A 24,276-nucleotide genomic window follows, 5' to 3' on the forward strand; every position below is an offset into this window, starting at 1 on the left:
AGCGATCAGATGACAAGACCGTAATCGAAGTCTCACCTTCCGGAAAGCGCGCGAATCGCAGAATGGACACAACTCTTCATCGCATCGATGCGGAGCGGATGTCCGGCTGGTCAGCGGACGCGAAAACGCCATCTTGAGAGGTGAACATCATGAACAACCTGATTCGTGCAGTACTGCTTTCCTGTGCGCTGAGCGCACCGATCGCCGCATTCGCGCAAACCGCCGTCGGCACGATCACGCGCGCCGACGTGCGCGCCGATCTCGTCCGCGTCGAAAAGGCCGGTTATCGGCCCGTCGGCACCGATCCCTACTATCCCGACGACATCCAGGCAGCCGAGGCGAAGATCGCCGCGCAGCAATCGCGGTCGGTCGCGGCACAGCCGACCGTCGCCGCGAAGACCACTCCGGTGTCGCTCGCGTCGCTCGATGCCCAGCAGTTGTACGAGCATCACTGAACGCGATTTTCAACTGCCTTCCGCGGCACGACGCCGGGTCGTTCAATGACAGGCGCCACGGCACGGCGCCGGCCCGACGCTGACAAAGTTCATGTCCACACGACCCGAGGTGGCGGCCGCGGATTTCGAATTTCTCATCTGCCGGTCAGCGCCATGTGCCCCCCGTTCGCGGGAATGAACGTGTCAGGCAGTGAATCGCTGTAACGGTCGCGCCGGCGGCGCATCGACGATGCGCCCTCATCGAATCTTTCCCGGGAGTTTCATCATGGATCGCACACTGATCGTAGCCGCATTGCTGGCCCTTTTCATCGGCAAGCCGGTCGCCGCTTTCGCACGCGGACAGCCGCAACTGCCCGATGACTACGGCGAGCGCGCGAGTGTGCTTGCAGCGCTGAATCCGTGGCTCAATTCGGCGCGCGGTCCGTCTTGCTCGGCGGCAGACATGCGGACGATCAACATTCACGGAGCGCCCATTGAGCGCGCAACTGCAGCGAATCCGCACGCAGACAACAGTACGCCTGGCGCCGGCTGATGGGTATCCCAACGCCCGAAGAGAGTCCGTACCGTGCCGCGCCGCTTGCCTTCTTGTTGATCTTTGGGCGTCTTGCCACAGCGCTTGTCCATGCACGGCCCTGCCGCGATGGTGTGTTCGAGAGATGGCGGGAGGCGAACGAACGCAATAATGAGTTGCGCTCGCGTTGTGTGTATCGCGGTGCGTGGCGTACGTGTCTGCGAACTCGGTAATGCGTCCCGTCCGCCATCATCGCTAGGTCAACACGCGCAGAGCGCAGCCAATCTGCCGATTGTGATGACAGCTTGCTCGATTCCAGCCGACCACGGGCTGCTGTAGTTCAGCCAGATGAAGTTCCGATAGCTGTCCGAAGCCGAGAACGTGTGCCCAGGCCCGATACAGATACGGTGCTCCAGCGCAAGCTGATGGAGGCGCACCACGTCGACTTGCGCCGGTAATTCCACCCAAAGTGTATAGCCTCCCGAGGGGCTCGAAATTCGCGTGCCTTCCGGAAAGAACCTCGACACGAACGTACGCATCAGGTTCGCCTGTTGCGCGTAGGCCCTGCGCAAGCGTCGTAGGTGATGCTTGTAACCGTCTCGCTCAAGAAACTCCGCGATCGCGAGTTGCGGCAGAGACGGCGTCCCGAGCGTGTTCAAGAATTTCAGGTTCTCTACCTGATCGCGGTATCGGCCCGGCAGCGCCCAGCCAATCCTGTACGCAGCCGTCAGGCTCTTCGAGAACGACGAGCAATGGAGAACCAGCCCATTTCTGTCGTACGACTTCAGCGTGCTGGGATGCGTATTTCCAAAATGCAGTTCGTTATACGCACCGTTTTCTATGATCGGAATTCCTGTCTTCTCGGCGAATCCGACGAGCTCACGCTTTCGGTCGTCTGGCATTTGGAAGCCGAGTGGATTCTGAAAGTTCGGCATCACCATGCAGGCGGCGATCGGCTGTGATCTTGCAGTCTCCGCCAGCGCTGCAATGTCGATTCCGTACTCAGGATGAGTCGGCACTTCGATCGCTTTCATGCCCATCCGCTCGATAGCATGCAGCATCGAATAGAAAGTTGGTGATTCCACCGCGATGACATCACCGGGTTTTGCCACTGCCTGCAAGCACAAGTTGATTGCCTCCGTTGCACCGACTGTCACGACGATTTCATTTGCGTCGACTGACATGCCGTTCTCCAGATAGCGACGCGCGATCTGTCGCACAAGGCGTGGATGGCCGGGCGGTAGCCCGTCCACCGCGCCCCATAGTGACTTGTCACGGCCGGCCGCATATGCATAGCGGTTCAGCTTCTCGAATGGAAAATAGTACGGATCCGGGTAGGGCGAGCCTAAGGGCGCGGCATCAGCGATGCCCATCGAGCGCAGCGTCGAGAGTACCAGCCGGCCCTGGTCAACAGGGGACAAACTCGCTGTCGGCCTCGATGGCTCAAGTTCGTGCACTTTTAGGTTCCCGTTATCGGGTTGCACGCGCACGAAATAGCCAGACTGCGGCCGACTTTCCAGCAAACCACGATTCTCGAGCAGCCGGTATGCATGCAGCACGGTCGTGATGCTAATCCTGTGCTGTTGGCTCGCTTGCCGGACCGACGGCACCCTGTCGCCGTGCTGGTACACCCCCTGAAGGATTAGCCGTTCAATGTCGTCAGAAAGTTTCTTGTAGAGATTCACTGGGCAGAAGGAGAAACAGTCAAGTTTTCGGGGGTGATAGCGCGATTCGCCGTGGTGGTTTGTGAAAACAATCGATGGCATACCGGCGCGTTAGGACATTTACTGATTCACAGTAGATGGCAGCACAATGCTCTAACTGGACTTCGCATCTCGCAAATCCTATTTAAATTTTGAATCCGTTTCGATCTTCTGAATCACTTGACCGTGTGAATCCTAAAAATAGGTACCCTATGCAAAAAAGCCAGGTTGCCTGGTTTCGTAGCATCGGCTGGATTCCTCTCGTGGTACGACGATCGTTTTCCACGGCCGATCACCTTTACACAACTAGGAAATAGCAATGCAAGGACATATCGAAGACCACCTCGCAATATCCGATCTTATGGCCGGCTGGATGTATCGCGATCTCGCGAGTTGGGACAACCTCGCCGATTTGTTTCACCCGGATGCAACCATCGAGGTCACCTGGTTCGAAGGAGCGGTGGCCGACTTCATCGCTGGCTCGCGCATGATGGGAGGATCCGCTTTGCATACCAAACACCTGATTGGCCAGCCCGTCATCGAATTCAACGGGACGAAAGCACTAGTTGAGACGAATGCGATCATCGTGGCCGACCAAGTCGTATTGAAGCTTGGATGTGCAGTGCACAATCGCTTCTACGACTTCGTCGAGAAACGTGACGGGATGTGGAAGATTGTCAGGCGTCAGAGCATTTACGATATGGGTTGCTTTACGTTTCCGTTGAGCATTGAACCGATCGATGGTGACGTTGTGGAGAGGTTTCCACCCGAATACGCGGCGCTGGCCTATCTGCTCGAAAAGAGTGGGTTTCCTGTCCGACGTGTTTTTGCGACCAGAGGCAGCGCTCTGGAAATGGACATGAAGCAGCGTGGCGCCGCATGGCTCGCGGACCGGCCGGCGAACACGTAAAGATCCGACGGTCAATATTTGGCGATGCGGCTGTTGGAGCGGGGCGTCGATCATGGTCTGCGACGCAAGGAACAGCGCTTCCGTCCCTTGTGCCGTGCCGAGCTTCCGGATCGGGATCGAGACGCCCCAGGTCACGACAAAGAGCCCAAAGCTGGCGCAGCCGAGCGTGCTCAGATCGATCGCGGACGTCCACGGCCAGAACCAGGGATGCGGGCCAAGCGCGTTGTCGAGCAGGCCCAGTAGCTCGACGCTGCCGAAGACGAAGGCGATCGCGACTGACAGCCCGGTGACGACGAGGTTGCCAGTCTGGTCGAGAAAGCAGTAGAGATCGGTGCTGTGGAGTCGGATGTCTTGGCGTGCAAGCAAGCAGTCGAGATGGTGAGACATGAGACGATCCTCTCCAGAGTGTCACGATGCGTCGGATGGTGTACGGATTGTGTAGTGGATCGGGCCGGCCAACTGTTGGGAAGGATCGGTATTTGTGGATTCGCACGGCCACGTTCCGTCCAGCGAGTGCGCGCCGAAGGCCTAGCGGCTTGACGCAGGATGGGGGCGTCCGGAGCGAGCGGAGGCCTCATGTCGCCAGCGCTGAACGTAGTCGTCCAGGGTGCGAAGCAAATCGGCGGGGTATCGCCGAAAATCAGGGCGATTGCGAACAGCCATTGCCGTCCGTCGTGTCCGATTAGGTCGCGAAGCCGCACGATCCTGACCGTTACGTACCATGCCTCGTCGATATGGCACCGTAGATTAAACGTCGCGCGAATTTCATTCATCATCGGCAGAAAACTCCGGCCGTTCAATTGCGTTGCGCCATGCACGCATGAAATCGCGGCTGACCGATTCGTACACTTCGCTGGAAATCGACTGGTCCCGGTACAAATGCTCGACACGATCGCGTCCCGCGTTCAGCGCGACGAGCAGCAACATACGTCGCTCGAGTTTGCGGGTGTAGTGGCCGAAATCCCCTCGCATCTCGGTGATTGCGTGTTCGGTTCTGTCCATGCGGCCATGTAGGATTGCCGACAGCGTCTTGGTCGTTTCGGGACCGAGTAGCGGTTGAAGACTTGTTTCGGTATAGCGATGTAGTTGTTCCAGCACGGCGCGCCGGCATATTAGCAATTCGAAACGGTTCTGGAGCGCGCAAGAGAAAGGCCAGCTTAATTTCAACCACGAATGGATCCACCGTGCGGCCCGATAGCTCCATCGGATCTGCAGAATTTGTGCCGCCGCCTGCCGATACGCGGCGCGCCCGCCGCGCCGGACGGCTTCCGTCATCGCAGCTGCGTTCGCGATCATGCGATCCAGGTTTTCTACTGCGACGATTCCGTTGCCGTATCGAGGTATGAGATCGCCTTCCCTGCGTGCAAGAGCGAGCAAGCCGGCCGTCAGCCGGTCTTCGTCGGTCGTTGCGATGTCGTCAGAGCGCAAGAAGTTATCGAGCGATGTGCTGTCGTGATAGGCATCGATCGCATCGCATGCGAGATTCGGGTCGATCCGGAGAGATCGCGCTGAAGCCCGCACGAGCGCGTCGATTTCCGCCCCGGCAATGCCAACGGCGCGTTCCTGCAGCGCCATGTCTTGCGGCGAGAGGTGATCGAGCCCGAGGAAGCGGATCAGGGGGCGAAGCGTCGATCCGTTAACGGCCAGCGAGAAGAGGACGAAGCCGGTTGCCAGCACCGAAACAAGGCGACGTGTGGGTTCAGGCAACGCCGCGTTGCCCTCGATACCCAGTGCGAGGATGATGGTGACTGCTCCGCGTAAGCCACCCCAGGTGATCACTAGCCTGAAGGAACGCGTGACGGTGTTGCTTAACCCTAGTCGGGACACCGAGGGAAACACGCCAAACAGTACCGCGAGTCGTGCGGCGAGTGCAGCGATGATGATTGCCCCGAGCGCCAGGGCGTCAGACGCCCGGGCGGCTCTCAGCAGACCGGGCACGCGGATCGTCGCGAGGAGGAATACAAGCGTGCCGGCGATTCCAGCCACCTGCTCCCACATGAGTTGCAAATGCGACCAATTGCGCGGTGTGAGGCGAGCCCGCCCAAGCCCACTGATCACGAGTCCCGCCGTCACGACAGCCACGACGCCAGAGACATGGAAGAACTCGTTGCCGAGAATATAGAGCGGGTATGGCACCGCAAGGGTCAGCGTGAGCTCGGCCTTCCCTTCGCCGCCAAGGTGAACGAGTCCCCAGGCAAGCATGCGTCCCACGACCATGCCCAGTATCGCGCCGCCGCCGAATTCAGTGGCAAAAATCTGCGATATCTCCGCTACCGTCCGTGAGACCGAATCGGCACTGCGGGACGCCTCGAGCAGGACGGTGGCAATCGAAATCGCGGCAGCATCGTTTAGTAAGCTCTCACCTTCGACGAGCCGTACGAGCCGACTAGGTGCCGTCACGCTGCGGAATACGGCAAGGACCGCCGATGCGTCGGTCGTTGCGATGATCGCACCCAGCAAAAGACCGTCCCTGGCCGGCACGTTTGTGGTCCATGACGCGACGAAACCAATCGACACGGTTGCGACGAACACGCCGATGATCGCGAGAATCAGGATCGGCAGCCAGTCGCCTAGCATCTCGCGAATCTCGACGCTCAACGCCGCCTGGAATAGCAGCGGCGGCAGAAACAGCGTCAGGCACATGTCCGCTGATAGCGGCCATGCGACGACCGGGTCGACAAATGCCAGCGCCGGCTCCGGAAGCCACGCGTGCATCGCGAGAAATAGCGCTCCGAACAGAATGCCGACGAACGACACCACGAATGTCTGTGGAAGCGAGAACGCGACGCTTGCCGCCTGGACGACACCGGTGACCGCGATGAGCATCGCGCCGAGCAGCAGAATCTCTGTCGACATCATCGGCCGCGCCGAATAGCGCGGCATCTTCTTTCGCGCGGGCAGACCGCAAGCCAAGGCGACAACGGGCCGCGTTCGCTTTCCGTCGCGTTGCGTGTGTCGATCTCCATGATTCGAATTCCTCGGGTTCAGGTCAATGTGACGGCTGGTTGCGGCCATTTGACGACGACAACACTTTATTCGGCGAGCGCCGGTGGCTTTTCAGGAATCGCACGAAATCAGCGATTCACTCTCGCTGCTGCAGTCGCTCAGTGGACACCACCGTGCGTATTCGAAAACGCGCTGGGAACTGCGAGAGCACAGTGTCAGAAACGCATCGACATGCTTCCGTGTCAACGGAGACGCGGCGCCAGCATGCGTCGGGGCGGGCCGCGGCGATCGTATCGGCTATCGCGGGTCGCAGTTGCCGTGATTTCTGTACTGACCGGAGTGAATGATGAAAACATCGAAATGGATCGCAGGAGCGGTTGTAGCCGCGTCGCTCGCATGCGGCGCGACGCTTGCCGACGCGCAAGTCGCCGGCACGCAGGTGGTCGGCGTGAGCATCGAACAGGCGAGTCTCGTGGTGAACGGATGGAGTGCGAAGAAGAGTCTGCTGGGCAAAGTCATCTACAACGATCGCGGTGAGAAGGTCGGCGTACTGCACGACATCATCGTCACACCCGACGACGCCGTTTCGTTCGCGATCGTCGCGGCACACCAGTTCCTTGGTGTGTCAGCGCACGATGTTGCCGTGCCGATCACGCAGATCGACTTCATCGGCGGCAAGCTCGTCTGGGCCGGCGCGACGCGGAATGCGCTCAAAGCCATGCCCGTATTTCAGTATTCGAAAGTGAGAGCGACGCCGATCGCACGCACGGAATACGCACATCACTGATGCGGAAGCAGAGGTTCTCGCAGCGATATTTTTGAAGCGTAAGAAGCAAGCGATTTCGGCGATGCGCCCCGTGAACGCTGTCGCAGCGATACCGCTCCGGGTCGCAAGGCGCCCGCCGGGCGGCCCCAGTTACTTCAACAGAGCGACGAGCTGACAAGGGGCTTCGCGGCGCTCTGCCGCCGGCAACTTTATTGCGCGACGCACAACCTCATAAGTTCACTCGAGTTTCGCACCACCGTTCTATCGACGAAGGCCTATGACGTGACATCTTTCCGTTGAAAGGTAATGACCCTGTTTTGGCCTGCGGCTTGCGGCCGCAAGATATGCCATCTATATATATGACTAATTGACTCGTACCACGGCAGCCGTGTGGTATGCGGCGGGATGCACCAGCAAGTCAGAATAACGGGATGCCGGACAGGGATTCAACATGGACGAGAGTGTGTCAGTCACACCGATTTGTTCCGGTACCTGGTATTCGAACGTACTGCGCGCGCTCGCGCGTCCTTGTGGCAGGCAGGTGCTGGCGATGATCGTGTGCTGCACCGCACTGAGCGGCCAGGGCGCCGGAATTGCGGCGGAGCCCGGTGTGACCGACAGTACGATCCGCCTGGGTATGGTCAACGCGCAATCCGGCAATTCTGCAGGCCTCGGACACGGGCTGTTGATCGGCGCTCAAGCCGTATTCGACGACGCGAACGCTCACGGCGGTGTGCACGGGCGGAAGATCGACCTCGTCGTCGCCGACGATCGCTACGAGCCCGAGCGGACGGTGGACACGACGCTGGAAATGATCGATCGCGGCAACGTCCTCGCGCTGTTCGGTTATGTCGGCACGCCGACAACCACCGCGGTGCTGCCAATGATCCGGGACGCCGGCATTCCGCTCATCGGTACGTTCAGCGGCGCGATGGCGCTGCGCAGGCCGGTCATTCCGGAGGTCTTCAACATCCGGGCGAGCTATGACGACGAAACGCGCGTGCTGGTCGATCACTTGATTGCCCACGACCGCGCGAGGCGTTTTGCAGTGTTCTACCAGGACGACGGCTTCGGGCTAGCGGTGCTGGCCGGCACCCAGCTCGCGCTGCACCGCCACGGCCTCGACGTCGTCGCCACCGGTACGTTCCGTCGCGGCACGACGGCAGTCGAGACGGGTCTCGCAGCCATACTCGACGCGCGGCCGGACGTCGTCATCATGGTCGGCCCGTATACGCCGGTCGCCGCATTCATTCGCGCGGCGCACCGCGAAGGCCTCACGGCCCGTCTCGCGGCGGTGTCGTTCGTCGGCCCCGACGACCTGTTGCGCCTGATCGGCGACGAAGGGAACGGCATGCTGATTTCGCAGGTCGTGCCGCTGCCGCAGAGCGAGCGCCCCGTGGTCCGGGACTGCGCACGGCTGATCGCGCAGCGCTTTCCGGACGAACACATTGGCGTGGTGCACATCGAGGGCTGCCTTGATGCGAAGGTCGCGCTGATCGGACTGGAACGGGCGGGACCGGCACCCACCCGGGCAACGCTGAAGCAGGCGCTCGAATCGATCCGGCGTCTCGATCTCGGCGGCCTGGTGGCCAACCTAAGCACCGACGATCACCAGGCGCTGAACGACGTGTTCCTCACCGAAATCGCGCACGGCCGCGTCACGCCGCTGGACGGGCCGGCCAGATGAGCGGCTGGGCGGCCGCGCGCGGGCCGCCCGATCCTGGAGGGCTGCATGGACATCAAGGCTAAGCTCGTCGCCAGCACCAGCCTGATGCTGCTGGGTGTGGTGGCGATTTCCGTGACGAGCCTGATCGCGGTGCACGGCATTGCGTCGGGTGTGCGCACGCTGACGACCGAATCGCTGCCGCTGCAGGTGCGCAGCAACGAGTTGCAGCGCGCATACGCGGAGCTTGCGGTGGACTTCGGCCGGCTTGAGCGCGCGCAGGACGCATTGGAGCGCGAGCAGGCGTCGTCGGAGATCGAAACGCAATTGCAGCGGATCGCACGCGTGACGGCGGCCGTGCGCGCGATCGACGGGCACGGCGTCGACGTGCCGTCCACCGGCTTGAGGACGATGCTCGCGTCGATGAACGAAGGCGTCGACAAGCGGCTGCGCGGCGACGCGCAACTCGCCGCCGAACGCCGGCTGATCGAACGCGTCCAGGCACAAGGCGATGCGCTGCTGAACGCGATCGGCAAGCAGGTCGACCGGCTGGACAGCGACGCCGATGCCGCCGTGAGCGGCGCACTGGAGGCCAATACCGCGTACAACCGCACGATTCATGCGCTCGACGAGGCGCGCATGGACGTCAAGGAGATCATCGCCGTCGCCGGCCGCGTCGACGTCGCGCCGAACCGGTACCGGCTCGCGCCGCTGCGCGAGCGCATGCAGGCGTCCATCGACGGTGCGCGCAAGGCGCTCGCAATTGCGGCGCCGCATCTCGACGCGGCCGCGGCCCAGAGTCTGACGAACGCGCTCACCCGGGTGGCGGACGACATCCTCGACGGCAAGGTCGGCCTCGTCGCGCTGCGTGCCGGCATGTTCGCGGATCCGTCCGTCGCGGCGCGCTACCGTGCGCACGAAGACCGCGTGCTGCAATCGCTCGATGCGCTGGACGCGAAACTGGCGGAGATCGCGGACCCGTTCGCGCTTCGGATCGTCAACGCGCGGCAGCGCCTCGACGAAGCGATCGCATTCCGGCAGCGCGCCGCGCGGATCGCGTCGCTGTCGGCCGCCGTGAACGGCGGCATCAACACGCTGGCGTTCGACCTGCGCATGATCGCGCAAGGCGAAAGTCCTGACCGCCTGAAGCGCGCCGACGACGAGCTGCGAAGGAATCTCGGCGCGCTGACCGCATCCGCCGGCGCGCTGCGCGATGCACTTGTCGCGGACGGGCCGCGCAATGCCAAACGCGCAGAGGGCGTGATCGGACTGACCACGGAGTTGGCGGGATCCGCGCACCGTATCCTGGCGGTGAAGTCCGACATGCTGTCCAACGACGTCGCCATGCAGAGCATCGTCGCCGATGTCGACACGACGGCCAATCGCCTCGCAGCGTATACGGAACAGGAGGCGGTGCGCGTCGACCTTCAGCAGCGCGGGATCGTATCGGACGTCTACCGGGCCGTGGCAACCGCGATCGTGATGATCGTGGGGGTATCGTTCTTGCTGGCGATCGGCGGACTGGTGATCAGCCATCGGCTCGGCACGTCGATCTCCGGACCTCTGTCGAGCCTGACGCGCACGATGGCACGCATTCGCAGCGGCAGCGACCTGTCGCTTCGGATGCCTCATCAGGGCAGCGACGAAGTCGCGGCGCTGATCGCCGGCTTCAACATGATGCTCGATGAAATCGAGCGCCGCGACGTCGACCTGCAGGCAGCGATCGCGACGGCCGAAGCCGCGAATTCGGCGAAATCCGAGTTTCTCGCGAGGATGAGCCACGAGATCCGCACGCCGATGAACGGCGTGCTCGGCATGACCGAACTGCTGCAGCGGACGCGGCTGACGTCGAAGCAGCGCAAGTTCGTCGATACCGTGTACCGATCCGGCCAGACGCTGCTCGTCATCATCGACGACATTCTCGACTTCTCGAAGATCGAGGTCGGCAAGCTGACGCTCGAACGCATCGATTTCAACCTGCATCAACTGCTCGACGACGTCGTCGCGCTGATGGAGCCCAATGCACGACGCAAGGAGCTGGCGCTCGTGTTCAATCGCGCCGACTCGGTCCCGGAATGGATGCGCGGCGACCCGGTCCGGGTGCGGCAGATCCTGACGAACCTGCTCAGCAACGCGATCAAGTTCACGGAACGCGGGCACGTCGAGTTGAACGTATCGTATGTGGACGACGGCCGCATCGTGTTCGCGATCGCCGATAGCGGGATCGGCATCGCGCCGGAGGTGTCCGCGGAATTGTTCCAGCCGTTCCAGCAGGCAGACAGCTCGATCGCGCGCAAGTATGGCGGAACCGGGCTTGGGCTCGTCATTTCGCGCCAGCTGGCCGAGATGATGGGCGGCACGCTCACGCTCGAATCGACGCCCGGCAAGGGTTCGGTGTTTACCGTGACGATGCGATACGAACCGGTGTCCGGCGTGGTGGGCGTCGCACCGTTCGCGAGGCCGTCGCTCGCGGGGCTGAAGGTGCTGATCGTCGATGACAGCGAGACCGATCGCAGCGTGCTGCTCGAACACGCGATCGAATGGCAGCTGTGCGTCGCCACGGCGATCGGTGGCGACGACGCGCTCGCGCAGCTGCGGGCCGCGGTCGCCGACGGCGCGCCGTTCGATCTCGCGATCGTCGACGTGCGGATGCCGGGGATGGACGGCATCTCGCTCGTGCAGCACATCCGCCACGATCCGTCGCTGCGTGCGCTCAGGATCATCACACTGACCGCGTTCGAGATGATGGACAGCGTGCAGGTCGCGCACGAGCTCGACATCGCCGCGCGGCTGACGAAGCCGCTGCACGGCGCCAACCTTCACGCGGCGATCGCATCGGCGATGCACGTGATGCCGCCGCGGCTGCCGGCGGCCGTGCCGGGCGCCGATGGTGTCGATGGCGCCGCGTCGGCCGACGACCGGCGGCTCGATGCGATCGCGGCACGGGTGCTGCTGGTCGAGGACAACGCGGTCAACCAGCAGATCGCGCTGGCGATGCTGGAGGACACCGATTACGAAGTCGCCGTGGCCGACGACGGCGAGCAGGCACTCGAGCGGCTCGCGCACGACGCATTCGACGTGGTGCTGATGGACTGCCAGATGCCGCGGCTGGACGGCTTCGAGGCGACGCGGCGGCTGCGTCGGCGCGAAACGGACACCGGTTCGCCGCGCGTGCCGGTCATCGCGCTGACGGCGAACGCGCTGAGCGGCGACCGCGAGCGCTGTCTCGCCGCCGGCATGGACGACTATCTGGCGAAGCCATTCCGCCGCGACGCGCTGTTGCACACGCTCGCGCGCCACGTTCGCGGCAACGCGTGCGCGCCGGCCGCTGGATGCGAAGAGACGGTAAGCCGTGCCGAAATCGAACCGAGTCCCGCTACCGCGGCTGGGGCGGCGGCAGCGAGCGCGGGTGACGACGCGGACGTGATCGACCGCAAGGCGCTCGATGCATTGCGCGCGCTCCAGCGGCCGGGCCGCCCCGACGTGCTGACCCGGATCATCGATCAATTCACGCTGGATGCGCCGCGCCTGATCGGTGACATGCGCGCGGCCGTCGCAGCGGGCGACGCCGATGCGCTGAAGCTGGCCGCCCATACGTTGAAATCGAGCAGCGCGAACGTGGGCGCCCATCTGCTGTCGGCCCGCTGCCGGGAGATCGAGCGTCTCGCGCGCGCGGCCGACGTGCCAGCCGCGGCGCCGCTCGTGGCCGGCACGGATGCGGAATTCGAGCACGCGCATGCGGCGCTGGTCGCCGAGCGCGTGACCGGTTGAAGCTCGAACGGTCGCCAGCCGATCGCCGCGGCGATCGCGCAGCGGACCAAACAGGAGGACGGTCGTGAACCAGGACAATGCCGATGTGCCGGCGATTCTGATCATCGATGACGACGCAATGACGCGCCTGCTGGTCGTCGAAACGCTGGAGCCCGAAGGCTTTCGCGTCGAGGAAGCGACGGGGCCGGACGAGGGCATCGCCGCGTTCCTGCGTCATCGCCCCGCGGTCGTGCTGCTCGATGTCGAAATGCCCGGCGGCGACGGCTTCGACTGCTGCCGCGCATTGCGCGCGTTGCCGGAAGGCCGCCGCGTGCCGATCGTCATGCTGACCGGCAACGACGACGACGCATCGATCGCCCGTGCGTTCGACGCCGGCGCGACCGATTTCGTATCGAAGCCGATGCGCTGGAAGCTGCTGGGTTACCGGATCCGGTATTTGCTGCGCGCGGCAGCCGCCGTCGAAAAGCTGGCGACCACGGAGGTCGGGCTCACGCATGCGCAGGCGCTCGCGCACCTGGGCAACTGGGAGTACCAGGCCGGGCGGACCGACGGATACTGGTCGCCGGAGTTGTTCAGGATCCTCGGGCTCGACCCCACGCGCACGCCGCCCACGTTCGAACGTCTGCTGCAGGCGGTGCCGACCGACGAGCAGCCGCTGCTCGTGCAGTCGTATACAAGCCTGCGCACCGAAGGCGTCGCGTTCTCGCTCGAGCATCGGCTGATTCAACCGGACGGCACCGAGCGCCATGTGCTGCACCTCGCGGAGGCCGGGCGCGATCAGAACCACGCGATCATCCTGCGCGGCATCGTGCAGGACATCACCGAGCGCAAGGCGCAGCAGGGGCGCATCGAATATCTCGCCAACCACGATGCGTTGACCGGCCTGCCGAATCGCAACCTCCTCAGCGACCGGATGGAGCAGGCGATGTCGCAGGCGCGGCGCACGGGGCAACTGATCGCAGTGATGGTGCTCGACCTCGACCGTTTCAAGCACGTCAACGACAGCTTCGGCCATTCGGTCGGCGACGGTCTGCTGCGGGTGGTCGCCGCGCGCTTGAAGAGTTCGGTGCGCGATGGCGACACGGTCGCGCGGCTCGGCGGCGACGAGTTCGTCGTGATGCTGGTCAACCTGTCGACGCCGTCGGACGCGGATGCGATCGCGCGCAAGGTTCTCGACACTTTCATCGCGCCGTTCGTGCTCAACGGGCACGATCTGCACGTGTCGACCAGCGTCGGCGTCAGCCTGTGTCCGACTGACGGCACGGACGCGGAGACGCTGCTGAAAACGGCCGACGCCGCGCTGTATTGCGCGAAGGAGCACGGGCGCAACTGCTACAGCTTCTATACGCGCGAAATGGGTGCTCGCGTGGAAGAGCATGCCGTCCTCGAAAACGCGCTGCACCAGGCCGTCGTGAACGACGAACTCGAGCTGTACTACCAGCCGAAGGTCGATCTGAAGACGGGGCAGATCAGCGGGGTCGAGGCGCTAATTCGCTGGCGACGGCCGGGAATCGGCATCATCCCGCCTGACCGCTTCATCCCGATCGCCGAGGAAACCGGGCTGATCTTGCCGATCGGCGAGTGGGTGTTGCGCACCGCGTGCGCGCAGGCCGTCGCGTGGCAGCGGGACGGCCATCCGCCGATCCGCATCGCGGTCAACCTGTCGGCGCGCCAGTTCCGACAGCAAGACGTGGCCGACATGGTGCGCAGGACGCTTAAGGATACCGGGTTGGAACCGGCATCGCTCGAACTCGAGCTGACCGAAAGCGTGTTGATGCAGGACTGCAATGCGATCGCGCACACACTGCGCGAACTGAAGGCACTCGGCGTCGTGCTGTCGCTGGACGATTTCGGCACCGGTTATTCGAGCCTGTCCTATCTGAAGGACTTGCCGATCGATGTCGTGAAGATCGACCGGTCGTTCCTCAGCGACGTCACGACCAGCGCGGAAGGCGCGTCGCTGACGCGATCGATCATCGCGATGGCGGAGTCGCTACACATGGAGACGGTCGCTGAAGGTGTCGAGACCGAAGCGCAGCTCTCGTTCCTGAACCGGCACCGCTGCCATGCGATGCAGGGCTACTACTTCAGCCATCCGGTGACCGGTGACGAAATCGCCGACATGCTGTCGGCCGGCTCGGAGTTGCCCGAACACTGCCGGCAGCGCGAGCTGCTGCGCCGGACGCTGCTGCTGGTTGACGGCGATCGTGCGACGCTGCAGATGTTCAGGCAGGCGCTGGGCCGCGACGGCTACGAGATCCTCGCGACCACCGATCCCGACGAGGCGCTCGACCTGCTCGCGCGGCATCGCGTCGGCGTGATCGTGTCCGACTTCCGCATGCCGAGCGTGTCGGGGATCGACCTGCTGCAGCGCGTGAAGGCGCTGTACCCGGACGTCGTACGCATTCTGCTGTCGAGTTACGGCGAGGGGCAATCGATCGCCAACGCGCCCGGTGACGGCTCGGTCCAGAAGCTGCTGATCAAGCCGTGGGACGTCGAGCTGCTGCGCAAGCACATTGCCGAGTCGTTCCAGCGGTTCGAGCACACGTCGCTGAGACTGGCGGACCCCGGCGTGACGCGCCTCGGCAGTCGCCCGTCTCCGCTGCGGTCTCTCAACGTGGCGGATTCGCGCGATGGCCCTTGACGGGAAGCCGCCGCGCCCCGCCCGCGAACGGATGCGTTCTTGCTGAGAAGGTTCGCCGAAAACTCGTTAACGCGAAGGCCCTTTTTACCGCGGGCTGCTCGACTACAGTGCCGTGAGCAATATGGAAGTCGGATACCGATGACGTATGAATTTCGAGGGAGTAAATAGATGAACAGATAGTTGCATATTGGTTGTCTTACTCAAAATGTTTGCACTGCTTAGATGTTCGACTCCACCTGACTTTTGTACAATCGCGAGCGAGGGCCAGACAGCAAGCTGTCGAGGCAAACATCAATAAAACGAGTGAGAGAATCGATGGCGATCCAACCCGACGGGCGCGGGGAGGTGGCCGCGCGCGATGTCTATGACGCGATCCTCCGGGGCACCGTGCAACACGAGCGGTTGCTCAAGATCGACACACCCTTAGGGCCGAATGCCCTGGTGGTGCAGCGGGCTATCGGCCGTTCGACGCTCGGCCGGGACTACGTTTTCACGCTCGACGTGGTGTCGACAGACGGCACGATCGAACTGAAGAAGCTCATTGCCCAACCCGTTACGCTCTGGATCCTGCAGGCCAACGGGGGGTATCGTCCGATTCACGGCTACGTCTATACCGCGCGTCGGTTGGGTGCCGATGGCGGTTTCACGACATACCAGATCACGCTGCAGGCGTGGATGTATCTCCTGAAATTCCGGCGCGACCAACGAATCTGGATCGACAGAACGGTCGAGGACATCGTGTCCGACGTGCTGAATCAGCACCCGGAGGCGCGCGGCCGGTTCCGCTTCACGTTATCGCGGCCGACGCCGAATCGCTCATACACTCGGCAGAGCGAAACCGACTGGAACTTCGTGCACCGTCTGCTCGAGAGCGAGGGGCTGTACGGTTACTGGGAACAGGCCGATGACGGCAAATCGCACACGCTGGTGATCACAGACCGGTTGAACACACTCCCCACGCTCTCGCCGAAAGCGATATCGTTCTGTCGTTCGAGCACGAGAGACGAAGTCGAAGCGTTTACGCAATGGTCCGCGACGCGGTCGCTGCAAAGCGTCACGCTGACTACGCGAACCTTCGACTATAAGAACCCAACCGTTCGCACGCACGCAAAGGGGACGTCGGTACAGACTGCCAGAGATCAAGGTGCGTTGCCGAACCAGCTCGAAGTCTACGAGTACTCCGGCGCATATACGTATCTCGAGCAGCAACGCGGAGACATGCTGTCGCGCATTCGCATCGAAGAGTGGGAATCGCGTGCGAAGCGCTTCCATGGAGTCGGCAGTGTCCGTGCAATCGACGCCGGCCGGCGTTTCGAGCTGGCGGATCACCCGGCGCATGCAGGCGATAGTATTGACCAGCGCGAATTCGCGACGATTGCTGTGTCGTGGTGGATCGAGAACAACCTGCCTGTCAGTTCCAAATCGAATTTCCCGCACAGCCTGCGCGAAGAGATCGCCAATGCGCGTGCGAACCGATCGACGGACGTTGCACACCCGATGCCGCATGCCGACGAGGGTTCTGGCTTCTTCCTCGTCGAGGTTGAATCGCAGCGGGTGAGCGTTCCGTACCGCAGTCCGTTCGAGCACGAGAAGCCGGTGATGCACCTGGAGACCGCGATGGTCGTCGGCCCGCCGGGCGAGGAGGTCTACACCGACGAGCTGAACCGGATCCGCGTCCAGTTCATCTGGGATCGCGTGAACCCGGGCAATCAAGGTGCGTCGTGCTGGGTGCGCGCGGTGCAGGCCGACTCGGGAGGCGGCTACGGGGGAGTGCACATTCCGCGAATCGGCGAAGAAGTCCTGATCGATCACATTGGCGGCGATTGCGACAGACCGCTGGCGATGGGCCGCGTCTACAACGGCGCGGTTCGGCCGCATTGGCACAGCAACGGGTTATTGTCGGGATACCGATCGAAAGAGTATTCGGGCGCCGGGTTCAACCAGCTCGTGATGGACGATTCGACCGCGCAGGGCCGGGTGCAATTGATGAGCAGCGTCGGCGGCAGCGTCCTGCACCTGGGCTACCTGATTGATCAGCAAGGGAACGCGCGAGGAGCCTTCCTCGGGAAGGGCTTCGACTTGCGCACTGATGCATATGGCGCAGTGCGTGCGTCGAGTGGTGTGTACATCACCACGCACCCAAAGTCAGCGACGAGCCAGCCGCTCGACGTGCGCGAGACACAGCAGCAACTCGTCAGCGCGGAGAGTCTGCTTGACTCAATGTCGGAAGTAGCGGCGCAGCATCAAGCCGGATCGCTCGCGGCCGGTCGAGAGGCCCTGCATAGGTTCGTCGACGCGACTCAAGGCAGCGCGACCGGTGCGGGGTCAAGCGGACGTACCGCGGGCGGGGGCACGGGAGCAGCGGGCATATTCAAGGCGCCGGTGATGCTTTTCGGCAGTCCGGCCGGAATCGCCCTGTCGACGCAGCAGTCCACGCACGTGGCTTCCGACATGCACATGAACTTGGTGAGTGGACAGAGCACCCACATCGCTGCCGGAAAATCGCTGATCGCGAGCGTCGCGAACAAGCTCAGTCTATTCGTACAGAACGCAGGCATGAAGCTCTTTGCCGCGAAGGGACGGGTCGAGATTCAAGCGCAGGATTCCGACATCGACGTAGTGGCGCAAAAGGCGGTCAAGATCCTATCGTCGATGGACAAGATCGAGGTCGCTGCGGCGAAGGAGATCTTGCTGACATCGGGCGGGGCATACATCCGTCTGCGCGACGGCAACATCGAGCTCCATGCGCCTGGCAGGATCGACGTCAAAGGTGCGCAGCACAGCTTCAGTGGCCCGACGAGTCAATCCTATGCGATGCCGCAGTTCAAGCCTTCATATCAGGCGAAATACATTCTTCAGAGCCAAGTGGACGGCATGCCGATGATGCAACACCCCTATGAGCTCAAATTACCGTCTGGTCGAACCGTACTTGGGCGAACCAACGATCTGGGCGAGACCATTCCCGTGTACACGCCAACGTCGCAAGACGTCAATCTTCGTGCGCTTGAACAAGATAAGGTGAAGATCGAACCGTGGAAATTCGCCGGCGGCGGGCAACCGGATATCTGGGCCGACTACATGGACGACACCTCAGAATCGTAAGCATTCGGGAGAGAGATGATGGGTGGCACACTACAGCCGGCAGGTTCAACCTGTACGACGATCAACGAGGATCCGGCGTACGCTCGGCTTCCGCCAATCACGAAGGGATACCTGCAGGAGAAGGTTGAATTCGCACTCAAGATGCCGAAGATCGTCTACGTGCGCCTACCGGATGGCACGACGACAGTCAATCTGCTCAAACAGGTGGCGATGACTGCCGCGATACGGCGCGACGAAGTACCCGCCCGGTTCTATTTTCCATACAAGGCGGAGGTGAGCTTTGATATGTCTCCGTGGTACGCGTCCGGGCGCGTCATTGCCCCGATACCATTTCTCAGTGCCGACGTATCCGAGGGCCCTGGACGCCGGCATAGCCTGAATCCATGGCCGAAAGGGCGGGTGATCGGGATGCTTCGGCGTCCGGACGTGATCATCGTAAAGAATCCAGCCGATCGCTGGCCAGGCCGCGGTACCGTCGATTTGACCGGCGGCACGCACGTCGACAACATGCTGCGGCTCGTTGAGGTCAAGTTCCCGGGCGATACCTGGGGCGTGGGACAGGAACGCGACTACCAGGGCATTGCCGGGGACTTCATCAACCGAATGACGGTGATTGACGTAGCGGATTGCAATCGCGAACTCGAGAAGGTGCGTGAATGGGCGTTGAAAAACGTCCCTGCACCGGAATCGCAGCGCGAACAGGAGCGACTGCGAGCGCCGATCCGGACTACGATTCCGGTCGCCGAACCGGTGTGGTACGAGGAGTGGTGGTCCTGGGCACGACGACACGGCGAAGAAGCGGCCGATGCGATCGGAAATGAAATTGCGCCGCTCTGGGATGCAGCCAGTCGTGGTTTTAGTTATCTCTCGGAGGAAACCAAGGCATTTCTGCATAATCATGCACCTTGGGTGTTCACCGCCGGTCGGTGGATCGCAGACAAGGCCTCCGATGCATGGGTTTGGATCGACGAGAAAGGCCATGAAGTTTACCGCTACACGACGGCACAATTGAAGGCCGGCTGGGACGAGATCGTCCGACAAACCGACCTGACGTGGGAGGTCCTGACGTCGATCGATTGGGCTCAAGTCGGGATGACCATCGTCAAGGCAATCGTGGTCATCGTGGTTGTCGTGGCGGCGGTCGCTATTGCAATCGTGTTGGCGGAGGCACTCCTTGCAATCCTCGCGGCATTGATTGCAATTGTTGCCGCCGGAGCGGAAGCTGCGGCTGCTCTGGCCGTCGCACTGGGAATTACCGAAACTGCGGCCGGCGTAGGCGCTCTCGGTCTTGCCGCGGCGGCCAGGTGACCGACGGACATGGAAGAATGAGATTTCAGGAAAAGACGATGGCTGATCATGACTCGAAAACCGTTTTGACGCCCTCGCAGGCGCTTGCACGATACCGGGAGGAACTGAGTTTGCGGCTTCCCGATAACCGTATGGTCGTCTTGCCCGGTGTACTCGGCACGGTGTATTTCGAGCGTGGATCGCAACCGGAGGTACGGCAGGCAATCCTTGAGTGCTTCGATCGCTTTGAAACGCTGTTCGGCGCGCACCTGATCGGGGGGAAAGACGAAGATCTCGGCAAATTCACGAAGCGAAGCAGTAAAGGCGTCGAGAAAATCCGACGCGCGATTCTTGACACACCCTCGTTCAAGGACGTCAGCGTCGTTCGATCCAGCGCAGCGGACCAGGATACCGCGGCCGAATACCAGATCAGCGTGCTGACCGGCCTGGCCATGCCTACCGAATATGTTTCGCCGACCGGCCGACTGCGGATTCCCAAGGGGGTCGAGTCGGGGCTGTCGTATTTGAAATTCAACGTGCCGGTGGATCTCGTCGGTACAGCCGACGGAATCGCCCAGTATGAGGATTTCCTGCGGTACGTCTGCGAGCGCCTCGTTGTGCGATATGGCTACGGCGGGCTGGCGCCGATCCTGCCATACAGCTATCACCGCTACATGCCGCAGGAATGGGCCCTTGCCGAACGATTCAGCGGTCTCGAGATCGACAGTACGGCGCACCTCGGCACCCAAAATTGCGACCCGAGCTCCTATGAAGGAGACAGCCGCGACGACCCGACCGCGGTATATCGATATCTGCATCCCGGCGCACATGTGCATCGCTGGGGCTTCATCAAAAGCGTGAACTGGTACACGGTTCTCGGTGAACTGTTTGTGGATCGCCTCGGCGGCGACGCCGAGATTCGTAGAAAACTGGATCGCGCTGACATCCATGTCGAACGCGTGAACTCGTGCCTGCTCATTCGAGCCGGCGATTTTCCGCGCCTCGGCGCGCCGGAGGAGGGGCTGCCCGAACCATACGTTTTCGTGAACAGCGTCCTGCGCGTTCTGCGGAATCCGAAGCCGGATGCCTTGCACACGTACATCCCGGACTTACCAAGCGCCGATACCGGGAATGCGCGTGCGTGGGTTGCGCGTTTCGATCTGCCCGATGCACAGCCTATTCCCGAGCCGCCGCAGATCGTGCCGACTGCGACGAGTGGCGGTCTCCATCACAAAAGTGTCCCCGGTGGCAACCCGTGTCCGGCGGCCGGCTGGTGGCAAACGCCTGCGGAGGCAGGGAGCCGTCGTCACTTCGAGGCGGGCGAAATCATGCCAGTGGTAGAGGGCAGTGCATGGGGCAAGACGTACTGGAACTGGTCGCCGAATCAGGAATGAGAGAACGGCACGCCGAATCTCGATAGCGTTCGAATCGGAAGCGGTCGGCCTGCCATACGCCGTAGACAGTGAGTAGCGCAGCGCCGACTGCGTCCTTCAGAAACTTCTCCAGCAGATCAGGCCAGAGGATGACATTGAGTTGGCCCGTCTCGTCCTCGAGCACTGCGGCGGCGGCCAGCCAAAGCGCGGCACACCGGGTGCCACCGGCGAGCGTTCGTAGCGCGTTGGCGCGCGCGAGCACCTGCAGGTCGTGGCGATCGTATTCGATGTACGACGAGCTGCTTGATGACCGAAACAGGTTGGAAAACCGACTTGCCGAGCGTCACGATCAGGCGACAGGTAGCAGTCTGTGATTTCGGCGGGGCGAAGTTCGGGTCTTGCAGTCGCTGACGAACGCTTGAAACGGTTACTGCGCTCAGACGCGGATGGGATGGGCATGTAACGGATCTTTGCGATTGTCTAGATTGGCTTAGCTTCTACGAGATCGACAACCGGATCGTACTGGCGGCCGAATTCGCGTCCGCCCTGGCCGCGCGCGCCGACGACGTGGAGCGAGGCCGGAAGGGCGAGCAGTGCGAATGACCGGATTCGCTTCATTGTTGGATTCCCCGTTGGTCGATAGGTCTGACGGGTCGGTAAACGATACGGACGGCGCGTCGAGGGAACCAACAAATTGTCGAATCGTTATGAGGCGCGGCGGTAATGGATGCGTGCGCAACCGTCCGGCAACACGCGCGCCGGACGCTCACGCATCGCGCCGGCGTGATGCATTCCTGAGCACGAGCGCCATCAGCTGCCGACGCGAATCGACGCCGAGCTTCGCGAACGCGCGCTTCGCGTAGGTATCGACGGTGGACGTCTTGAGGCCCATCGACTGCGCGATCGCCGCCGAAGTCATGCCCTGGATGAACGATGCACACACGTGCATCTCGCGCGCGGTCAGCCGTTCCTGCAGTTCCGGTAGCCATTGCGCGACGAGGTCGAGATCGAGTTCGTCGCGCGGCGCTTCGTCCGCGCAGGCCGCGCCGAGCAGCCGCTTATGCGCGGACGCCATCGGCAGCACGACCTGCGACAGCTGCTTCAGCAGGCTCAGCTCCTTCAGCGAAAACGGCGGTAGCCGCCGCGAACGCGCGACCGAAATCGAGTAGCGCGTGCCGCCCGTCACGCCCGCGATTACGCACTCGTCGTGAATGTCGCCCGCGTCGAAGAACAGGTGCCGCAGCTCACTCGCGACCCGCTGCGACGACACCTGAAGCAGCTGCGTGTCGCTTTCGCTGTCGATGGCCGCATATGTGACGTCCTCGCTCGCGTAGCTACGGTAGTAATGACGCATCACCTGCGCGACGAGCTCGGGCTCGCGGCCGAAGCTGCCGATCCAGCCGACGCTGCGCCTGCCCGACGCCGCACCGCGTTCGTAGTCGAGATGCACGGCGTCGAAATCGACGTAGCGCACGAGCGTGTCGTACACGGCGCGCATGAACTGCGGGGTCCCGATCGCTTGTGCGATGTCGCCGAGCGTATCGGTCACGAATGCGACATGGCTCAGCGGGAGATCGGGGGCGGAAAGCGCAGCGCTCATGGCGTCGGGTATCGAAGAAATCGGGTGGACTACAGGTATCACGAAAATTTTCGACTGCCTACGCGGGAATCTACCCAAACGGTCCCGAACGACGATGACGTTTGTCCCGGTTTTCGGGACTGACGATACGAGCCGCGATCTCTACATTGCCCCTTGTGCTGAACACCGCCTGACGGCGTCGACGCCGGTCCGGATCCGGACCGGGCGTCACGGCCGATATCCATCACAAGGAGAATCTCCATGCGTATCCGTTTCCGTTGTCGCGCGGCCTTGCGCGCCGCGCTTGCCACGTCGGCGGCGCTGGCCGCTACGGCCAGCCAGCCTGCCCATGCGGGCGATGCCAACCTGAACGTGTACAACTGGTCGGAATACGTCGCGAAGGACACGGTGTCCGGCTTCGAGAAGCAGACGGGCATCAAGGTGCGCTACGACAGTTACGACAGCGACGACACGCTGCAGACCAAGCTGCTCGCGGGCAGCTCGGGCTACGACATCGTCGTGCCGACGTCGAACTATCTCGCCCAGCAAATCCAGGCCGGCGTGTACCAGAAGCTCGACAAATCGAAGCTGCCGAATCTCGCGAACCTCGACCCGGTGTTGATGAAGATGATCGCGAAGGCCGATCCGGGCAATCAGTACGGCGTACCGTGGGCGTGGGGCACGACGGGCATCGGCTACAACGTGGAGGCAGTGAAGAAGCGGCTCGGCGACGCCGCGCCCACCGACAGCTGGGCGCTGCTGTTCGATCCCGCGAACGCGGCGAAGCTGAAGGGGTGCGGCATTTCGTTGCTCGACGCGCCGGATGCCGCGTTCGCGGCCGCGCTGCAGTACATGGGCAGGGACCCGGAGAGCAAGAACCCGGCGGACTACCAGGCCGCGTACGACGTGCTGAAGAAGATCCGTCCGTACGTGACACAGTTCAGCTCGGCGGGCTACGCGGACGACCTCGCGAACAACGACGTGTGCGTCGTGCTCGGCTGGTCCGGCGACGTCAGCGTCGCACGGCGCCGCACGCTGGATGCGAAGCGTTCGTACGAGATCCGCTACGTGAATCCGAAGGAAGGCGGGCTGCTGTGGTTCGACGTGATGGCGATCCCGAAGGATGCGCCGCACCCCGAAGCCGCGCTGAAGTGGATCAACTATATCGAGGAGCCGAAGACCAACGCGGCGATCACGAACGAGATCTTCTATCCGAGTGCGAACAAGGCCGCGAAAGCGTTCGTGACGCCTGCGATCGCACAGGATTCGGGTGTCTACCTGTCGGACGCCGCAATCGCGAAGACGTCGCTCGCGATGCCGCGCAGCGCCGACATCGCTCGAATGCAGAACCGCCTGTGGCTGCAGTTGAAGTCGGGCGGTTGAGGGCGACGATCATGGACCATATCGTATCCGCCCGGCCGGCCGCAGCCGGTCATCGCAGCCGGCCCGCGCACGACGCCTTCGTGCGCATCGAAAACGTCGTGAAGAGGTTCGGCGACAGCACGGCCGTCGACAACGTCAACCTGACGATCGCGAAGAACGAATTGTTCGCACTGCTCGGCAGTT

14 protein-coding genes and 2 pseudogenes are annotated in these 24,276 nt (G+C 62.6%); 12 read left to right on the top strand and 4 right to left on the bottom strand.

Annotated features, from left to right (window positions below):
• Positions 1 to 149: 149 nt before the first annotated feature.
• Both WS46_RS15550 and WS46_RS15555 read left to right on the top strand, forming a co-directional pair.
• The gene (locus tag WS46_RS15550) at positions 150 to 455 is read left to right on the top strand and encodes a DUF4148 domain-containing protein (RefSeq protein ID WP_059530654.1); all 306 of its coding nucleotides are present in this window, start codon (positions 150 to 152) and stop codon (positions 453 to 455) included.
• Between the two features lie 265 nt (positions 456 to 720).
• The gene (locus tag WS46_RS15555; RefSeq protein WP_059691034.1) at positions 721 to 987 is read left to right on the top strand and encodes a hypothetical protein; all 267 of its coding nucleotides are present in this window, start codon (positions 721 to 723) and stop codon (positions 985 to 987) included.
• A gap of 239 nt (positions 988 to 1,226) precedes the next feature.
• On the opposite strand, the gene WS46_RS15560 is transcribed toward WS46_RS15555, so the two are convergent.
• A complete protein-coding gene (locus WS46_RS15560; protein ID WP_059691035.1) occupies positions 1,227 to 2,651 on the bottom strand; it encodes a PLP-dependent aminotransferase family protein in 1,425 nt (474 codons plus the stop codon).
• Positions 2,652 to 3,042: 391 nt separating this feature from the next.
• Here WS46_RS15560 and WS46_RS15565 point away from each other — a divergent pair, with 391 nt between their 5' ends.
• Entirely contained in the window at positions 3,043 to 3,579 is a 537-nt protein-coding gene (locus tag WS46_RS15565) for a nuclear transport factor 2 family protein (RefSeq protein ID WP_257130000.1), read from the top strand.
• A 765-nt stretch (positions 3,580 to 4,344) separates the two neighbouring features.
• Here WS46_RS15565 and WS46_RS15575 read toward each other — a convergent pair.
• Positions 4,345 to 6,462 (bottom strand): sodium:proton antiporter, encoded by a 2,118-nt coding sequence (locus WS46_RS15575; RefSeq protein ID WP_179949156.1) that lies wholly within the window; start codon positions 6,460 to 6,462, stop codon positions 4,345 to 4,347.
• Between the two features lie 409 nt (positions 6,463 to 6,871).
• On the opposite strand from WS46_RS15575, the gene WS46_RS15580 reads away from it, so the two are divergent.
• The 7 genes from WS46_RS15580 (at position 6,872) to WS46_RS15610 (ending at position 21,152) form a co-directional block, all read left to right on the top strand.
• Positions 6,872 to 7,312, top strand: a complete 441-nt coding sequence (locus tag WS46_RS15580) for a PRC-barrel domain-containing protein (protein WP_059530875.1) — start codon at positions 6,872 to 6,874, stop codon at positions 7,310 to 7,312.
• Positions 7,313 to 7,742: 430 nt separating this feature from the next.
• Complete coding sequence (locus WS46_RS15585; RefSeq protein WP_059691038.1) at positions 7,743 to 8,978, top strand: ABC transporter substrate-binding protein; 1,236 nt, start codon at positions 7,743 to 7,745, stop codon at positions 8,976 to 8,978.
• Positions 8,979 to 9,023: 45 nt separating this feature from the next.
• Positions 9,024 to 12,725, top strand: a complete 3,702-nt coding sequence (locus tag WS46_RS15590) for a hybrid sensor histidine kinase/response regulator (RefSeq protein WP_059691039.1) — start codon at positions 9,024 to 9,026, stop codon at positions 12,723 to 12,725.
• A gap of 64 nt (positions 12,726 to 12,789) precedes the next feature.
• Complete coding sequence (locus WS46_RS15595) at positions 12,790 to 15,369, top strand: EAL domain-containing protein (protein ID WP_059691040.1); 2,580 nt, start codon at positions 12,790 to 12,792, stop codon at positions 15,367 to 15,369.
• A gap of 345 nt (positions 15,370 to 15,714) precedes the next feature.
• Complete coding sequence (locus WS46_RS15600) at positions 15,715 to 18,471, top strand: type VI secretion system Vgr family protein (RefSeq protein ID WP_373558362.1); 2,757 nt, start codon at positions 15,715 to 15,717, stop codon at positions 18,469 to 18,471.
• A gap of 18 nt (positions 18,472 to 18,489) precedes the next feature.
• Positions 18,490 to 19,779 (top strand): VRR-NUC domain-containing protein, encoded by a 1,290-nt coding sequence (locus tag WS46_RS15605; protein WP_059691052.1) that lies wholly within the window; start codon positions 18,490 to 18,492, stop codon positions 19,777 to 19,779.
• A gap of 38 nt (positions 19,780 to 19,817) precedes the next feature.
• On the top strand, positions 19,818 to 21,152 hold the full coding sequence (locus tag WS46_RS15610) for a type VI immunity family protein (protein ID WP_059691042.1): 1,335 nt from the start codon (positions 19,818 to 19,820) through the stop codon (positions 21,150 to 21,152).
• 43 nt (positions 21,153 to 21,195) lie between these two features.
• Here the strand turns inward: WS46_RS15610 and WS46_RS36765 are convergent.
• Both WS46_RS36765 and WS46_RS15615 read right to left on the bottom strand, forming a co-directional pair.
• Positions 21,196 to 21,411, bottom strand: a pseudogene (locus WS46_RS36765) (hypothetical protein); the annotation flags it as partial.
• Between the two features lie 486 nt (positions 21,412 to 21,897).
• Positions 21,898 to 22,731: a helix-turn-helix transcriptional regulator gene (locus WS46_RS15615; protein WP_059530627.1), complete on the bottom strand. Its 834-nt coding sequence runs from the start codon at positions 22,729 to 22,731 to the stop codon at positions 21,898 to 21,900.
• Between the two features lie 240 nt (positions 22,732 to 22,971).
• Here WS46_RS15615 and WS46_RS15620 point away from each other — a divergent pair, with 240 nt between their 5' ends.
• Positions 22,972 to 24,093, top strand: coding sequence for a polyamine ABC transporter substrate-binding protein (locus tag WS46_RS15620; protein WP_059691043.1), 1,122 nt, complete (start codon positions 22,972 to 22,974; stop codon positions 24,091 to 24,093).
• 11 nt (positions 24,094 to 24,104) lie between these two features.
• Positions 24,105 to 24,276, top strand: a pseudogene (locus WS46_RS35345) (polyamine ABC transporter ATP-binding protein); the annotation flags it as partial.

This window comes from Burkholderia sp. RF4-BP95, from assembly GCF_001521985.1.
In the GTDB taxonomy this organism is placed as follows: domain Bacteria; phylum Pseudomonadota; class Gammaproteobacteria; order Burkholderiales; family Burkholderiaceae; genus Burkholderia; species Burkholderia diffusa.

Coding starts and splice junctions, on each gene's coding strand:
- WS46_RS15610 (WP_059691042.1), top strand. CDS start 19,818: ATGGCTGATCATGACTCGAAAACCGTTTTGACGCCCTCGCAGGCGCTT.
- WS46_RS15615 (WP_059530627.1), bottom strand. CDS start 22,731: ATGAGCGCTGCGCTTTCCGCCCCCGATCTCCCGCTGAGCCATGTCGCA.
- WS46_RS15555 (WP_059691034.1), top strand. CDS start 721: ATGGATCGCACACTGATCGTAGCCGCATTGCTGGCCCTTTTCATCGGC.
- WS46_RS15620 (WP_059691043.1), top strand. CDS start 22,972: ATGCGTATCCGTTTCCGTTGTCGCGCGGCCTTGCGCGCCGCGCTTGCC.
- WS46_RS15605 (WP_059691052.1), top strand. CDS start 18,490: ATGGGTGGCACACTACAGCCGGCAGGTTCAACCTGTACGACGATCAAC.
- WS46_RS15575 (WP_179949156.1), bottom strand. CDS start 6,462: ATGCCGCGCTATTCGGCGCGGCCGATGATGTCGACAGAGATTCTGCTG.
- WS46_RS15580 (WP_059530875.1), top strand. CDS start 6,872: ATGAAAACATCGAAATGGATCGCAGGAGCGGTTGTAGCCGCGTCGCTC.
- WS46_RS15590 (WP_059691039.1), top strand. CDS start 9,024: ATGGACATCAAGGCTAAGCTCGTCGCCAGCACCAGCCTGATGCTGCTG.
- WS46_RS15565 (WP_257130000.1), top strand. CDS start 3,043: ATGTATCGCGATCTCGCGAGTTGGGACAACCTCGCCGATTTGTTTCAC.
- WS46_RS15585 (WP_059691038.1), top strand. CDS start 7,743: ATGGACGAGAGTGTGTCAGTCACACCGATTTGTTCCGGTACCTGGTAT.
- WS46_RS15550 (WP_059530654.1), top strand. CDS start 150: ATGAACAACCTGATTCGTGCAGTACTGCTTTCCTGTGCGCTGAGCGCA.